Below are 13,742 nucleotides of genomic sequence, written 5' to 3' on the forward strand. Positions count from 1 at the left end.
GCGAAGCCATGAAGGCGCTGATTGTGACCGGAACAGCATCGGCCATGCAAATGATGAATTGAAAATGAAAAAACGGAACCTGAGTGCTACGCGTCGTTACCAAGCGTTGTTACCGGCCGGGCGACGTGGGGGGACCCGGCGGACACCTACACTGGGGTCGTTGCGCATGACACTCTCGCACATCTCGCCGCCCCATTGGGCAGGTTCATGCAATATCGGGCACCGCTGTGCCATGTGACAGTCCGAATATGCAATGGAGGCGCCCGCATGGCTGATCGTCAGACCGAGGCCGGGGGATTCGGCGGCGTCCGGAATGCGGTGTCCAAGCGGAACGGAATGCCCCAGGTCGGGCGCAGTCTCGGTCTGCGCGGCGCGGTCAACGCCCGCGATCTGGGGGGCTTCCGGACGGCCGACGGAAGGGTCCTTCGCCCCGGGACGGTCCTGCGCAGCGATGGCCTGAACCATGTCACCGGGGATGACCTGAACACGCTCCGGGCCCTCGGGCTGCGCCGCGTGGTCGACCTCCGCAGCCTCGACGAGGTCCGCGAGGCCGGCCCGGACCGCGTCCCCGGACTCCCCGTCCCGGAGCTCGCCCGCGACCTCCCCGCGAGCACCGCGCTGACCGTCGAGCCGGACGCCGAGGGCGGCGTGACCCTGCACCATCTCCCGGTGTTCGCAGCGGACTTCGACATCTACGTGACGCTGCGCGACGCCCTGGCCGACCGCAGCCCGGAGAAGCAGCGCGCGCTGCTCGGCGACGGCCGCGCCGCCGCGATGATGACCGGGCTCTATCGCTGGTTCGTCACCGACGGGTTCGCGCGCGAACGGTTCGCGGACGTGCTGCGCCTGCTGGCCGCCCCGGACGGGCCGCCGTTGCTGTTCCACTGCACCGCAGGCAAGGACCGCACCGGCTGGGTCTCGGCGCTGCTGCTGACCGCCCTGGGCGTCGACCGCGAGGCCGTCGTCGCGGACTACCTGCTGACCAACGAGCGCGCGGCGCCGGTCGTCGCCCGGGTGATGGACGACTTCGGCACCCGGGGCCTGATGCACGAGCCGCGGCTGCTGCTGCCGGTGTTCCGGGCCGACGCCGCCTACCTGGCGGCGGCCTTCGAGGAGATCGAGGCCGGCTGGTCCGGTTTCGGGGCGTTCTGGCGCGACGGCCTCGGCCTGGACGACGGCGTCCTGGCCGGGCTCCGCGACAACCTGCTGGACGGCGCGGCGGGCTGAGCCCCGCCGGGCCCCTCAGCCCTCGCTGACGAGCCCCTCCCGGAGCTGGGTGAGGGTCTTGGTGAGCAGCCGGGAGACGTGCATCTGGGAGATCCCGATCTCCTCGCCGATCTGTGACTGGGTCAGGTTCCCGAAGAAGCGCAGCATGATGATCCGGCGCTCGCGCGGCGGCAGCTTGGCCAGCAGCGGCTTGAGCGACTCCCGGTACTCGACGCCCTCCAGCGCGAGGTCCTCGTAGCCGAGCCGCTCGGCCAGCGGCCCGTCGCCGTCCTCCTCGCTCGGGCTGGAGTCGAGCGAGCTCGCGGTGTACGCGTTGCCGACCGCGAGGCCCTCGACCACGTCCTCCTCGCTGACGCCGAGGCAGACGGCCAGTTCGGGCACGGTGGGGGAGCGGTCCAGGCGCTGGGCCAGTTCGTCGCCGGCCTTGGTGAGGGCGAGCCGCAGTTCCTGGAGCCGCCGCGGCACCCGGACGGACCAGCTGGTGTCCCGGAAGAAGCGCTTGATCTCGCCGACCACCGTCGGCATCGCGAAGGTGGGGAACTCCACCCCGCGCTCCGGGTCGAACCGGTCGATCGCCTTGATCAGCCCGATCGTGCCGACCTGGACGATGTCCTCCATCGGCTCGTTGCGGCTGCGGAAGCGCGCCGAGGCGTAGCGGACCAGCGGCAGGTTGAGCTCGATCAGGGTGTCGCGGACGTAGGCGTGCTCCGCGCTGCCGGGCTCCACGGCGGCCAGCCGCAGGAAGAGCGAGCGGGAGAGCGTGCGGGTGTCCAGCCCGGTGCCGGGTGACGCCTCGGCGGGCGTGTCGGGGACGGGCGGTGCGGTGGACGGCCCCCGCTGCAGCGGGATGCGGTCCTCGGCGACCACGGTGCCGTTGGCCTGACCAGCGTGGATCTCCGCAGTGCCCAGCTCTCCGGACATGCGCCCACCCCCTTGTGACTGACGGTTGAACGGCCGCCGACGCGCGGATGTTCCCGCCGAAGGCCCTCCCCCTCCATACCGGCACACGATCCCCGGCAAACCCGATCGTCGCAAGATGTCACGCGGCGGTAACGCGGAGCGATGTCACTCTTCCCAGGAGTTGCCGGTGCGAAGCCTCGTCAGGATCCGCGAGAGCAGCCGGGAGACGTGCATCTGGGACATCCCGAGCTCGGTGCTGATCTGGGACTGGGTCAGGTTGGCGAAGAACCGCAGCATGACGATCCGCCGCTCCCGCTCGGGCAGCTGGACCAGCAGGTGGCGGACCATGTCCCGGTGCTCGACCTCGGCGAGCGCGGAGTCCTCGTAGCCGAGGCGGTCCAGCAGGGCGAGCCCGCCCTCGTGCTCCTGGGCCGCCTCCAGGGACGCCGCGTTGTAGGCCCGCCCGGCGTCCAGGCAGGCCCGGACGTCCTCCTCGGGGATGCGCAGGCTCGCGGCGATCTCGGGCACCTTGGGGGCCCGTCCGTGCAGCACCGTCAGCTCCTCCATGGCGCCGCTGACCTGCACCCACAGTTCCTGGAGCCGGCGCGGGACGTGCATGGTGCGGACGTTGTCCCGGAAGTAGCGCTTGATCTCGCCGAGGATGGTGGGCAGCGCGTAGGTGGGGAACTGGACGCCCCGGCTGGGGTCGAACCGGTCGATCGCGTTGATCAGGCCGATGGTGCCGACCTGGACGACGTCCTCCATGGGCTCGCTGCGACTGCGGAAGCGGGTGGCCGCGTAGCGCACCAGCGGGATGTTCACCTCGATGAGCGCGGCGCGCACCCGCTCGCGCTCGGGCGCGTCGGGAGGGAGCTCGGCCAGGCGTTCGAACAGCACCCGGGTCAGCGTCCGGACGTCGACCACCGGGCGTCCGCCGGGGCCGCGCAGGCCGTCCGGCCGGAGCTCGCCGGCCGGACTGATGATCCCCGCGAGCGCCTCGTCCACGGACACGTCACCCCTCCCAAAGTCGACTACGGCGGGCCCTGCGGAGCGGGTGTCGTGGCTGGTTCTTCACCTCGCCATGTCCGGCAAAACCGGTCATAGCATCACAAGGCGGGCGCAGGTCGGGCAAGCACCCGATGGAGGTGTGTTGATGCGGTGCCGGGCCTTCGAAGGGCCGGTCGGGGAGGCGCCGCAAGGATCGTTCCCGGACGGACCGCGGCGCCCCGCCCGAGGCCCGGGCGGGGCGCCGCGATCCGTCCGGGGGAAGCGCCCGCGGCGGACGGCGGTATCAGACCTCGATGTCCGCGATCACCCAGGTGGCGAACTCGCGCCACTGTCCGGCCGCGGCCTGGTGGGCCGGGTGGGTCAGGTAGGCCTGGAGCGCGTCGCGGTCCTCGACCAGGCTGTTGATCGCATAGTCGTACGCGATGTCGCGCTCGGTGGTGTTCCAGGCGCACTCCCACTCGCGCAGCTCGGGGATCACCGAGCCGAGCTCGGCGAACGCCTTGGCGCCCGCGAGCGCGCGCTCGTCGTCCTTGCTGACGCCTTCGTTGAGCTTGAACAGGACCAGGTGCCGGATCACGATGCCGCTCCTCGCGGACGGGGGTACAGAGGGTCCCGCCCACCGTAGCCGGTGCGTCGCGGCGGCTCCGCGGCCGTCCGCCTCCGGTCGGGCCCGGTCGGGCCCGGTCGGGCCCGTCACGTGGCCGGGGCGGTCACTTGATCAGTCCGGTCATGAAGGTGCCGACGGCCTTGGCGGCGTTGGAGATGCCCTCGAAGCCCGACTGGACGAGCTCGGCCGAGCGGGCCGGCGAGGTGATGATCGAGTAGAGGACGAAGACGAGCAGGAGGACCATGCCGATCTTCTTCGCCTGCGCCATCGGGTGACCTTCCTCCCAACCGTGGGCCGCCGTCATCCGGGTCCCCGAGCGGCCCTGCAGGGGCAGCTTATCCACCGGACGGGCTATCAAGTGTGCGACGCGTTCGCCCGGCGGGACGAAGGTCCCCGCGAGTGGGGTCTTTCTCCGGGTGCCCGCGCGCGGACCGGGCGGCAGGATGGACGGCGTACCGGGGGTCTGGCAGGAATTCCCGGTGCGTGGATCCGGAGCTCCCCGCTGTGGGACCGGGTACCGCGGCTCCTCCCCCGACCGCGGCACCGGTTGTGGGACTCCGTCGGGGGAGCGGTCAGTCCCCCCGAACCGCTCCCCCCTCCAGGCTCCGTACTCGACAAGGGCGTTGGTGGTCAGCGGCCCCGGGTGCGGAGCCCTTTCCGTGTCATGAGGATGCGCGGAAACGCCGAGGGCCCGTCCGGAACGGACGGGCCCTCGGGCTTTCTGGCGGTAGCGGTGGGATTCGAACCCACGGTGGAGTTGCCCCCACACACGCTTTCGAGGCGTGCTCCTTTGGCCGCTCGGACACGCTACCGAGAGGAACTCTACCGGACGGGTGCGGCGGTCACGAAATCCGTATCCGGCGGACCTTCAGCGGGGGGTTTCGCGGTGGCCGCCGAAGAACGCGCGCAGCTGCTCGCCGCACTCGTCGGCGAGGACGCCCCAGATCACCTCGGGGCGGTGGTTGAGCCGCCGGTCGCGCATCACGTCGAAGAGCGAGCCGGCCGCGCCGGCCTTCTCGTCCAGGGCGCCGTAGACCACCCGGTCGATCCGGGACAGCACGATCGCGCCGGCGCACATCGTGCAGGGCTCCAGGGTCACGACCAGCGTGCAGCCGCCGAGCCGCCACTCCCCGACCCTGGCCGCCGCCTGGCGGATCGCGACCACCTCGGCGTGCGCGGTCGGGTCGCCGACCGCCTCGCGCTCGTTGTGGCCGCGCCCGATCACCTCGCCGTCCGGGCCCAGGACGAGCGCCCCGACCGGGACGTCGCCGGTGGCCGGCGCCAGGGCGGCCTCGGCCATCGCGAGGCGCATCGGCGCCGCCCAGCGGTCACGGACCGGGTCGGGGCGGACGGGGGCGGGCAGCGGGGTGATCGGGAGGGCTGCGGGGGTGGCGGACTGCATGGCATCCAGTGTCGGGCATCCGGCGGCGGACACTGGTCGGCCCGCTGTCCGCTACCGGACCGCTTCCAGGACCTCGCCGCAGCCGAGGGCCTCGGCGATCTCCTCCAGGGCGTCGCCCGGCACGGCGCCCTCGCCGCTGAGGGCGAGCAGCTCGTCGGAGGGCAGGCCGAACTCGGTCAGCAGGTGGGAGTCGCCGAGCGGGCCGACCGGGACGCCGCCGTGCGCGGCCGCGTCGTCGGCGGCCTCGTCGGCCTCCTCCGCCTCCTCGCTGTCCTCCAGCTCCACGACCAGGTGGTCGAGGTCGCCGAACTCGCTCTCGCCGGCCTGGTCGACCAGCTCGTCGGTGAGGACCGAGCCGTACGAGCTGCGGGCGGCGGCGGCGCCGTCCGACACGAAGATCCGCGGATCCTCCTCACCGTCCACCCGGACGATGGCGAACCAGGCGTCCTCCTGTTCGATGAAGATCAGGACGCTGTCGTCGTCCTGCGCGGCTTCGCGGGCCAGGTCGGCCAGATCGGCCAGGGTTTCGACGTCGTCGAGCTCCGTCTCGCTCACGTCCCACCCGTCCTCGGAGCGAGCAAGCACTGCAGCGAAATACGCCACCAGGGACACTCCCAAGATCATCGGTCTCGGCTGTCGGCGCGCACGGGCGACGCGAACATCTGGCCGCCCCCGCGCCAGAGGCGGTCCGCTGTTCGGACCGTCCCATCGGAATCGTGACAGAAAGCCCGCCCTTGCGGGGGGTGTTCGGCAGCGCGTCTTTGCAGGTCGTGTCGGAAGCGTCGGTCGGCGGCCGGCCGCGCGCCGCCCCGGCCGTCCGGGGACGCCCGAACGGCGGACCCGGCTCCTCCGGAACCGCCTCAGATGCGGAAGGTTCGCATCCGCATCGCTTCGCGCATCCGGCGCTCCTTGGTCCGCCTGGGTTGGACCCGCTCCCGCAGCTCGCGCGCCTCGGTGAGCTCGCGGAGGAAGACGGCCCGCCGCTTGCGGCGCTCCGCCTCGGTCTCCTGGGGGCTCGCGGACGGGCCCGCGCGGCCGCCCGAAGGGCCCCTGGGCTCCTCCGCCGAGCCGTCCCCGGCCTTCGGGTTGCTCGTCATAAGACGTGACATTCCCAGAACGGCCCGGTTGATACCACGGCGACCGGTTCCGTCCGGACATTCGCCGTGCGTCACGGCGTGTCACGGCAGAGTGAGCCCCGCCGCGCGCCGCGGGCCCGCGGCGTGTCGTACAGGCGTCCAGGGCCGGGCTAACCTCGGTACATGCGTCTCCACGTCGTCGACCACCCCCTGGTCGCCCACAAGCTCTCCACCCTGCGCGACGAGCGCACCGACTCGCCGACCTTCCGTCGCCTGACAGACGAGCTGGTGACCCTCCTCGCGTACGAGGCCACCCGGGACGTCCGCACCGACGAGGTGGAGATCACCACGCCCGTGGCGGTCACCACCGGCACCCGTCTCAGCTACCCCCGTCCGCTGGTGGTCCCGATCCTGCGCGCCGGCCTCGGCATGCTGGACGGGATGACCCGCCTGCTGCCGACCGCCGAGGTCGGCTTCCTCGGCATGGTCCGCAACGAGGAGACCCTGGAGGCCTCCACCTACGCCACCCGGATGCCGGACGACCTCTCCGGCCGCCAGGTCTACGTGCTCGACCCGATGCTGGCCACCGGCGGCACCCTGGTCGCGGCGATCAAGATGCTGATCGAGCGCGGTGCCACCGACGTCACCGCCGTGGTCCTGCTGGCCGCGCCGGAGGGCGTCGAGGTGATGAAGCGGGAGCTGGCGGACCTGCCGGTCACCGTGGTCACCGCCGCCCTGGACGAGCGCCTGAACGAGAACGGCTACATCGTCCCCGGCCTCGGCGACGCGGGCGACCGCCTCTACGGCACCGCCGGCTGACGCACGCTCCCCCGAACGACCGAGAGCCCCCCGGCGCACTGCCGGGGGGCTCTCCGCGTCCGAGTGCGCCGTGCGCGCCGCGCGCTCAGCAGCTGCCGGTGGTGGTCGGGGTGGGGGAGGGCTTGGTGGCCAGGGCGAGCGCGGCGGCGGCCTGGGTCTCGTCCAGGAGGGCGTTGTAGCTGTCGCCGATGACGAAGTCCACGCTGGCGTCGGTCCGCGCGTCGGCGGTGGCGGTGGCCCCCGCGATCTGCGAGCTGAGCAGGGTGGACGCGCCGGCGCCGGCCGGGCCGGCGATCACCTGGGCGGTGCCGGGCACCTTCTTGTCCAGCTCGGCCGGGGCGTTGCCGACCTTGCCGATGGTGAAGCCGCGTTTCTTCAGCTCGTCGGCGGTCCGCCCGGCGAGGCCGGCCTTCGTGGTCGCGTTGTAGACGTTCACGGTGACCGTGGCCGGCTGCGGGATCGCGTGCGGGTCGCCCTGCGCGGCGGCCGGGGCGCCGGAGGCGGCGGGAGCGCCCGGCGTGGCCCCCGGCGTGGGGGCGGCCAGCGCCTTGCCGGAGGGCGTGGCGCAGGCCTGCGCGCTGGCGTGCTTGTTCTTGCCGGTGAAGATGTCGTAGAGCTGCACGCCGCCGAGTCCGATGAGGGCCAGCGCGAGCAGCGCCGCGAGCCCGGCGATCACCTTGCGGCTCTTCTTGGGCGGCCGGCCGAGACGCGGATAGGCGTTGCCGGTGACGCGGTACTGCTTCCCCTTGAGGCCTTGGGGAGTCAACATGCTCACGGTTTGTCTCCCCCTCGGTGCCGGGGCGGGGTCGGGATGACACGGGATCTCGGGATGACGACGAGTCGGCGGACAGGGACGGTTCCCCAGGTCGCGGCCGTCATCAGCAGATTAGTGCCCGATGCCTGCGAAGGTACTAAACGATCATCATCTGGAGTACCCCGCTACCCGAAAGGGGGTACGAGAGGGGCGCGCGGAGGCGTCCGGGTACGACGGGACCGCCCTCCGCCTCGGAGGCGAGGGGCGGTCCGGAAACGTGCGGGCGGGCCCGTCACTCCATGTCGAGGACACGGGCGTGCAGCACCTGGCGCTGCTGCAGCGCGGCCCGTACGGCCCGGTGCAGCCCGTCCTCCAGGTAGAGGTCGCCACGCCACTTCACCACGTGGGCGAAGAGGTCCCCGTAGAAGGTCGAATCCTCGGCCAGCAGGGTTTCGAGGTCGAGCTGGCCCTTGGTGGTCACCAACTGGTCGAGTCGCACCGGGCGCGGGGCGACGTCGGCCCACTGGCGGGTGCTGGTCCGGCCGTGATCCGGGTACGGCCGCCCATTGCCGATGCGCTTGAAGATCACACGGAAAGCCTACCGTTCGGACGGCGGATGGCGCAGCAGCCGCGACGCCGCCACGCGCTCGGGTGTGAACTGCGGGTGGACGTTTGCGGCTGTTCGATGCGAAATGTCGCGAACGTCGCCCCCGGCTTCCGACCGGGTTCCGCCCCATTGGCGCGGCCCGGTCCCGCTCTGCCCAGGAGTGTGCCCCGATGTCCTCCGCCCTCACCCCGCCGGCCGTCCGGGAGATCGCCGACGGGTACGCCTTCACCGGGCCCGCCCTCGACCTCGGTGCGGTGCTCCTGGACGGCACGGCCTACCCCGACGCCCAGGTGCGCATCCCGCTCGCCGTGCTCAACCGCCACGGGCTGGTCGCGGGCGCGACCGGCACCGGCAAGACCAAGACCCTCCAGCTGATCGCCGAACAGCTCTCGGCCCAGGGCGTGCCGGTGTTCCTCGCCGACGTCAAGGGGGACGTCTCCGGCGTGTCCGCGCCCGGCGCGCCGAGCGAGCGCACCGCCGCGCGGGCGGCCGAGGTCGGCCAGGAGTGGACGGCCGCGGGCTGCCCGGCCGAGTTCTTCTCGCTCGGCGGCGAGGGCACCGGCATCCCGGTCCGGGCCACCGTCACCAGCTTCGGGCCGCTGCTGCTGTCCAAGGTGCTCGACCTGAACGAGACCCAGGAGTCCTCGCTCAGCCTGGTGTTCCACTACGCCGACCGGGCCGGTCTGGAGCTGTACGACCTCAAGGACCTCACCGCCGTCATCGGCTTCCTCACCTCCCCCGAGGGCAAGGAGGAGCTGCGGACCGTCGGCGGGCTCTCGTCGGCCACCGCCGGGGTGATCCTGCGCGCGCTGACGGTGCTGGAGAACGAGGGTGCCGGGGCGTTCTTCGGCGAGCCCGAGTTCGACACCGCCGAGCTGCTGCGCACCGCAGTGGACGGCCGGGGCGTCGTCTCGGTGCTGGAGCTGCCCGCGGTGCAGGACCGGCCGCGGCTGTTCTCCACCTTCCTCATGTGGCTGCTCGCCGACCTCTACCAGGAGCTGCCCGAGGTCGGTGACCTCGACAAGCCCAAGCTGGTGTTCTTCTTCGACGAGGCGCACCTGCTGTTCAAGGGAGCGTCCAAGGCCTTCCTGGAGGCGATCACCCAGACCGTGCGGCTGATCCGTTCCAAGGGCGTCGGGATCTTCTTCGTCACCCAGACCCCGAAGGACGTGCCCGCCGACGTCCTCGCCCAGCTCGGCAACCGGGTGCAGCACGCGCTGCGCGCGTTCACCCCGGACGACGCCAAGGCGCTCAAGGCGACGGTCTCCACCTTCCCCCGGTCGTCGTACGACCTGAGCGAGGTGCTGACCTCGCTCGGCACCGGGGAGGCCGTGGTGACCGTCCTCTCGGAGAAGGGCGCGCCGACGCCCGTCGCCGCGACCCGGCTGCGGGCGCCGCAGTCGCTGATGGGGCCGGTCGACGAGGGCGCGCTCCGGGCGCTCGTGGACGCCTCGCCGCTGACGGCGCGCTACCGGGACGCGATCGACCGCGAGTCGGCGTACGAGAAGCTCGCGGCCCGGGCGGCGCGCGCCGAGCCCGCGCCGGCGCCCGTCCCCGAGCCGTCGCGCGACGCGGCGCGGGAGGCGGAGCGGGCCGGTGCGCAGGCCGGGGCGGGCGGTCTGCTCGGCTCACTGCTGAACAACCCGACGGTGCAGTCGCTCGCGCGCTCGGCCGGGAAGCAGCTCGGGCAGGAGATCTCGCGCAGCCTGTTCGGGACGTCCAGGCGGCGGCGGTAGGGCCGGTTTCCGGGCCCTACGCGCGGAGCGCGGCCCCGATCCGGTCGAGCGAGGACAGGCGCATCAGGCCGTAGTTGTAGAACTCGACCTCGGGTACGCCGAGGTCGCGCAGGACGGCGAGCTTGGCGGCGAGGTTCTCCGGTCCGTCGCAGTCCGAGGACATCGGGCGCAGGATCACCGCCATGTCCTGTGGGCGGACGCCGTGCAGGGCGAAGGCGGCGATCTTCTCCCGGACGGCCTCGGGGGTCCTCGCGTAGCCGAGCGTCTCGATCTGGTCCGCGGCCCCGGCGAGCGCGGGCAGGTCGATGCCGGACAGCCACCCCTTGCCGGGGCCGCCGCCGTCCATGAAGCTCAGCCGCATGCCGTGGCGACGGGCTTGCGCGGACAGCTCGGCGGCCAGCGAGGTGACCGTCGCGGCGGAGGCGTCCACGTAGGCGGCGAACGCGCCGTCCGCGAGCTCGTCCAGCGCCCCGGGCTCGCCGGCGGCCGTCTCGTCGGCGAGGCGGCGGCGCAGTTCGCTGCGCACGGCCTCGGCGACCTCGTCGGCCGGGACGCCCGCGCCGGTGGCGGCCGTGCGGCAGTGCGGGCAGAAGCAGACGCCGAGCAGCGCCTCGGCGACGGGGCCGAGCTCCTCGAAGTAGCGTTCGTGGTGGTAGCCGTGGCGCAGGCCGTGGAAGTGCAACGACTCGGCCCGGACCGCGTCCACGCCGTAGCGCGACAGGTCGGCGACGAGGGTGTGCGCGTACTCGCGGACCTCCGGGTTCGCCGGGCACAGCTCGGTGAGGTGGCGGTCGCCGAAGGCGTTGGCCGGGGCGCAGTCGGGGTGGGTGAAGCCGAGCCGGTCGTTGTGGCAGAACACCGTCCAGGCGTGCAGCCCGAGGCCCCGGCGGCGGGTCTCGGCGGCGGCCTCGGCGAACGGGTCGCGGTCCCCGATGGCGGTGGACGGGACGGGCGCGAGGCGGCGGCCCCGCCAGCGGGCCGGGTCGGGGCGGAAGTAGGCGGCGCCCGGCTCCAGGTAGCGGACCACCCGGCGGGGGTTGTGCGGGAAGACGTCCCGGGCCTCGTGGTAGACCGAGGCGAGGGTGACGCCGCCGACCCCGGCGCGGTCGGCGAGGTTGCCGAAGAAGGTGTCGGGGCCCTCGTCCAGCAGGTCGGTGGCGAAGGCGAGGACGGACGACTCCACGTGCGGCTCCGGAGCAGGGGGCGGGGGCGCCGCCCACGCTAGCCCCAGGGGTTCGGATTGGTCTATACCTGGCCGGCCAGGCGCTGCGCCGAACGGGCTAGAGGCCCAGGTCGTCCAGCTCCTTGAGCAGGGCGGAGCGGGAGTCGGCGGGTGCGGGCGCGGGCGCCGGCTTCGGCGCCGCCTGGTTGCGGAGCAGGACGGCGGCGGCCAGTCCGCCGACCAGCCCGCCGAGGTGGCCCAGCCAGCTGACGCCGTGGGCGACGGGGAGCACGCCGACCAGGCTGGTCCAGTAGACCGCGGCGACGCCGAGGCCGACCGCCGCGTCCGGCAGGTTGCGGTCGAGGACCCCGCGCAGCACCACGTAGCCGAGGTAGCCGTAGACCATGCCGCTCGCCCCGGCCGTCACGGTGTTCGGGCTCTCCAGCAGCCAGACCGTCAGCCCGCCGGAGACCACGATCACCAGGCTGGCCAGCAGGAACTTCCGCATGCCCCGGTAGGCGGCCAGGAAGCCGAGCACGAACAGCGGCCAGGAGTTGGAGACGATGTGGTCCCAACTGAAGTGCAGGAAAGGCATGGTGAACATCTCGGGCAGGTCGCCGACCCGCTCCGGGCGCAGACCGAACTCCTGGGACAGGCCGTAGTCGTCCAGCCAGTTCAGCACCTGCACGGACCAGATGACGGCCTGGATCCCGAGCATGGTGAACAGCGCGCGGCGGGAGTCCGAGAGCAGCTGGGCGAATTTCGAGGCCATGGTGTCGACTTTAGGGGCGACCGGATCGGACGTGCACCCCGTTACAGTGACCGGTGTCATTCCGACCGTGAGAGGTGCACGCCATGAGTGTCCGTCCGCCGCTTCCGTACGAGTTCCTGCCGCAGGTGCCGTCCTTCCCGCTGACCAGCGCGGACATCACCGAAGGCGGCACGCTGGCGCAGGAGTTCATCCACGCCGGCGGCAACCTCTCGCCGCAGCTGTCCTGGTCGGGCCTGCCGGAGGGCACCCGCGGCATCGCCGTCACCTGCTACGACCCGGACGCGCCGACCGGCTCCGGCTGGTGGCACTGGCTCGCGCTGAACCTGCCCGCCGACACGACCGAACTGCCGCGCGGCGCGGGCTCCTCGGACGACGCCCTGCCGGGCGCGGCCTCCTTCCACGGGCGCAACGACTTCCCGGGCAACCGGTACGACGGCGCCGCCCCGCCGCCCGGCGCCCCGCACCGCTACGTCTTCGCGGTGCACGCGCTCGACGTCGAGAAGCTGGACGTCTCCGCCGACACCCCGCCGGCCCAGGTCGGCTTCCACCTCACCTTCCACACCCTCGGCCGGGCGCTGCTCACCGCCGAGTTCGGGGTCTGACGCCTCAGGGAGGACCGGCCAGGTCGGCCGCGCGGGTGGCGCGGCCGGCCAGGGTGCGCAGGTGGGCGATCAGCTCCGGGGGCTCGTGCACCTCGAACTCGCAGTCGAGCAGCAGCAGTCCGGACGCCAGCCACTTGAGCGAGTCGCCCCGCGAGTGCAGTCGGCAGGTGCGGTCGTCGATCGGCTCGATCCGGTACTCCCCGGTCCACGGCATCCAGCGGTCGACCTCGTCGGCGGGGCGGTGCACGGTGGCGACCATGGTGTACGCCGTGTTCCGGCGGCGCAGCTTGTCGGCCACGAACGTGGCGGCGTCCTCGGCGGGCAGCGGGCGCGGGGTGAACCGCGCGCCGGTGGCGAAGGGCTCGCGGAGCCGGTCGACCCGGAACAGCCGCCAGTCGTCCCGGTCCAGGTCGAAGCCGACCAGGTACCAGCGGCGGCCGGTGGAGACCAGTCGCTCGGGCTCGACGTTGCGGCGGGTCTCGGCGCCGTCGCGGGCCCGGTAGGCGAAGCGCAGGCGCTCGTGGTTGGCGACGGCGCCGGCGAGCAGGGTGAGGTCGTCCGGGTCGACGGTCGGGCCGTCCCCGGTCATCAGCGGCACGGTGGCCGTGTTGAGTGCGCCCACCCGGTGCCGGAGTCGTGCGGGCAGCACCTGGAGCAGCTTGCCCAGGGCCCGGACGGACGCCTCCTCGATGCCCACCACCGCGTGCCCGGCCGCGGCCCGCAGCCCGACCGCGATGGCGACCGCCTCCTCGTCGTCCAGCAGCAGCGGCGGCATCGCCGTCCCCGCGACCAGCCGGTAGCCCCCGATCGCGCCCATCGTCGCCTGCACCGGGTAGCCGAGGTCGCGCAGCCGGTCGATGTCCCGCCGGATCGTCCGGGCGCTGACGCCGAGCCGCTCGGCGAGCTCGCTGCCGGGCCACTCGCGCGGGGTCTGCAGCAGGGAGAGCAGGTTCAGCAGGCGGGCCGGGGTGTCGGTCATGCCGTCCAGGATGCCGGAGAACTGGGACAGGACCTGGCCTACATGTCCCCTACCGTCGTCCACGTGCCGACGAGCGAGACGAACGAGGAGC

At 72.8% G+C, this 13,742-nt stretch carries 16 protein-coding genes and 1 tRNA gene; 4 read left to right on the forward strand and 13 right to left on the reverse strand.

Going from position 1 to position 13,742, the window contains the following annotated elements; genetic code table 11:
• Nucleotides 1-267 precede the first annotated feature (267 nt).
• Nucleotides 268-1,227, forward strand: a complete 960-nt coding sequence (locus tag AB0C76_RS13310; RefSeq protein WP_359963951.1) for a tyrosine-protein phosphatase — start codon at nt 268-270, stop codon at nt 1,225-1,227.
• Between the two features lie 15 nt (nt 1,228-1,242).
• On the opposite strand, the gene AB0C76_RS13315 is transcribed toward AB0C76_RS13310, so the two are convergent.
• From AB0C76_RS13315 to AB0C76_RS13350, 8 genes are all read right to left on the reverse strand, one after another.
• A complete protein-coding gene (locus AB0C76_RS13315) occupies nt 1,243-2,148 on the reverse strand; it encodes an RNA polymerase sigma factor SigF (protein ID WP_359963953.1) in 906 nt (301 codons plus the stop codon).
• A 144-nt stretch (nt 2,149-2,292) separates the two neighbouring features.
• Nucleotides 2,293-3,132, reverse strand: a complete 840-nt coding sequence (locus AB0C76_RS13320) for an RNA polymerase sigma factor SigF (protein ID WP_359964066.1) — start codon at nt 3,130-3,132, stop codon at nt 2,293-2,295.
• A gap of 286 nt (nt 3,133-3,418) precedes the next feature.
• Nucleotides 3,419-3,712, reverse strand: coding sequence for a Dabb family protein (locus AB0C76_RS13325; protein ID WP_359963955.1), 294 nt, complete (start codon nt 3,710-3,712; stop codon nt 3,419-3,421).
• A 133-nt stretch (nt 3,713-3,845) separates the two neighbouring features.
• Nucleotides 3,846-4,010, reverse strand: a complete 165-nt coding sequence (locus AB0C76_RS13330) for a hypothetical protein (RefSeq protein ID WP_359963957.1) — start codon at nt 4,008-4,010, stop codon at nt 3,846-3,848.
• Between the two features lie 454 nt (nt 4,011-4,464).
• Nucleotides 4,465-4,554: transfer RNA gene (locus AB0C76_RS13335), tRNA-Ser, on the reverse strand.
• A 56-nt stretch (nt 4,555-4,610) separates the two neighbouring features.
• Nucleotides 4,611-5,144 carry a tRNA adenosine(34) deaminase TadA gene (gene tadA, locus AB0C76_RS13340; protein WP_359963959.1) on the reverse strand — a complete coding sequence of 178 codons (534 nt, stop codon included), beginning with the start codon at nt 5,142-5,144 and terminating at the stop codon, nt 4,611-4,613.
• A 51-nt stretch (nt 5,145-5,195) separates the two neighbouring features.
• A complete protein-coding gene (locus AB0C76_RS13345) occupies nt 5,196-5,768 on the reverse strand; it encodes a tRNA adenosine deaminase-associated protein (protein ID WP_359963961.1) in 573 nt (190 codons plus the stop codon).
• Between the two features lie 236 nt (nt 5,769-6,004).
• Nucleotides 6,005-6,241 carry a hypothetical protein gene (locus tag AB0C76_RS13350; protein WP_359963962.1) on the reverse strand — a complete coding sequence of 79 codons (237 nt, stop codon included), beginning with the start codon at nt 6,239-6,241 and terminating at the stop codon, nt 6,005-6,007.
• 162 nt (nt 6,242-6,403) lie between these two features.
• Here AB0C76_RS13350 and upp point away from each other — a divergent pair, with 162 nt between their 5' ends.
• The gene (upp, locus tag AB0C76_RS13355) at nt 6,404-7,039 is read left to right on the forward strand and encodes a uracil phosphoribosyltransferase (RefSeq protein ID WP_329927243.1); all 636 of its coding nucleotides are present in this window, start codon (nt 6,404-6,406) and stop codon (nt 7,037-7,039) included.
• An 85-nt stretch (nt 7,040-7,124) separates the two neighbouring features.
• On the opposite strand, the gene AB0C76_RS13360 is transcribed toward upp, so the two are convergent.
• Complete coding sequence (locus tag AB0C76_RS13360) at nt 7,125-7,808, reverse strand: LytR C-terminal domain-containing protein (RefSeq protein ID WP_359964067.1); 684 nt, start codon at nt 7,806-7,808, stop codon at nt 7,125-7,127.
• Nucleotides 7,809-8,085: 277 nt separating this feature from the next.
• Nucleotides 8,086-8,382: a type II toxin-antitoxin system VapB family antitoxin gene (locus AB0C76_RS13365; protein ID WP_329927244.1), complete on the reverse strand. Its 297-nt coding sequence runs from the start codon at nt 8,380-8,382 to the stop codon at nt 8,086-8,088.
• Nucleotides 8,383-8,570: 188 nt separating this feature from the next.
• Here AB0C76_RS13365 and AB0C76_RS13370 point away from each other — a divergent pair, with 188 nt between their 5' ends.
• Nucleotides 8,571-10,136, forward strand: a complete 1,566-nt coding sequence (locus AB0C76_RS13370; protein ID WP_359963964.1) for a helicase HerA-like domain-containing protein — start codon at nt 8,571-8,573, stop codon at nt 10,134-10,136.
• A gap of 16 nt (nt 10,137-10,152) precedes the next feature.
• On the opposite strand, the gene AB0C76_RS13375 is transcribed toward AB0C76_RS13370, so the two are convergent.
• Nucleotides 10,153-11,319 (reverse strand): hypothetical protein, encoded by a 1,167-nt coding sequence (locus AB0C76_RS13375; protein WP_359963966.1) that lies wholly within the window; start codon nt 11,317-11,319, stop codon nt 10,153-10,155.
• A gap of 97 nt (nt 11,320-11,416) precedes the next feature.
• Entirely contained in the window at nt 11,417-12,070 is a 654-nt protein-coding gene (locus AB0C76_RS13380; RefSeq protein WP_359963968.1) for a rhomboid family intramembrane serine protease, read from the reverse strand.
• Nucleotides 12,071-12,153: 83 nt separating this feature from the next.
• On the opposite strand from AB0C76_RS13380, the gene AB0C76_RS13385 reads away from it, so the two are divergent.
• Complete coding sequence (locus tag AB0C76_RS13385) at nt 12,154-12,672, forward strand: YbhB/YbcL family Raf kinase inhibitor-like protein (protein ID WP_359963970.1); 519 nt, start codon at nt 12,154-12,156, stop codon at nt 12,670-12,672.
• Nucleotides 12,673-12,676: 4 nt separating this feature from the next.
• On the opposite strand, the gene AB0C76_RS13390 is transcribed toward AB0C76_RS13385, so the two are convergent.
• Nucleotides 12,677-13,651, reverse strand: coding sequence for a YafY family protein (locus AB0C76_RS13390; protein WP_359963972.1), 975 nt, complete (start codon nt 13,649-13,651; stop codon nt 12,677-12,679).
• Nucleotides 13,652-13,742: the final 91 nt, after the last annotated feature.

Origin of the sequence: Kitasatospora sp. NPDC048722, from assembly GCF_040650235.1 — a bacterium.
Taxonomy (GTDB): Bacteria; Actinomycetota; Actinomycetes; order Streptomycetales; family Streptomycetaceae; genus Kitasatospora.

What these genes read in the sequence shown, in the direction of transcription:
- upp (WP_329927243.1), top strand. Translation starts at nt 6,404, where the DNA reads ATGCGTCTCCACGTCGTCGACCACCCCCTGGTCGCCCACAAGCTCTCC.
- AB0C76_RS13380 (WP_359963968.1), bottom strand. Translation starts at nt 12,070, where the DNA reads ATGGCCTCGAAATTCGCCCAGCTGCTCTCGGACTCCCGCCGCGCGCTG.
- tadA (WP_359963959.1), bottom strand. Translation starts at nt 5,144, where the DNA reads ATGCAGTCCGCCACCCCCGCAGCCCTCCCGATCACCCCGCTGCCCGCC.
- AB0C76_RS13370 (WP_359963964.1), top strand. Translation starts at nt 8,571, where the DNA reads ATGTCCTCCGCCCTCACCCCGCCGGCCGTCCGGGAGATCGCCGACGGG.
- AB0C76_RS13315 (WP_359963953.1), bottom strand. Translation starts at nt 2,148, where the DNA reads ATGTCCGGAGAGCTGGGCACTGCGGAGATCCACGCTGGTCAGGCCAAC.
- AB0C76_RS13350 (WP_359963962.1), bottom strand. Translation starts at nt 6,241, where the DNA reads ATGACGAGCAACCCGAAGGCCGGGGACGGCTCGGCGGAGGAGCCCAGG.
- AB0C76_RS13330 (WP_359963957.1), bottom strand. Translation starts at nt 4,010, where the DNA reads ATGGCGCAGGCGAAGAAGATCGGCATGGTCCTCCTGCTCGTCTTCGTC.
- AB0C76_RS13345 (WP_359963961.1), bottom strand. Translation starts at nt 5,768, where the DNA reads ATGATCTTGGGAGTGTCCCTGGTGGCGTATTTCGCTGCAGTGCTTGCT.
- AB0C76_RS13385 (WP_359963970.1), top strand. Translation starts at nt 12,154, where the DNA reads ATGAGTGTCCGTCCGCCGCTTCCGTACGAGTTCCTGCCGCAGGTGCCG.
- AB0C76_RS13310 (WP_359963951.1), top strand. Translation starts at nt 268, where the DNA reads ATGGCTGATCGTCAGACCGAGGCCGGGGGATTCGGCGGCGTCCGGAAT.
- AB0C76_RS13390 (WP_359963972.1), bottom strand. Translation starts at nt 13,651, where the DNA reads ATGACCGACACCCCGGCCCGCCTGCTGAACCTGCTCTCCCTGCTGCAG.
- AB0C76_RS13360 (WP_359964067.1), bottom strand. Translation starts at nt 7,808, where the DNA reads ATGTTGACTCCCCAAGGCCTCAAGGGGAAGCAGTACCGCGTCACCGGC.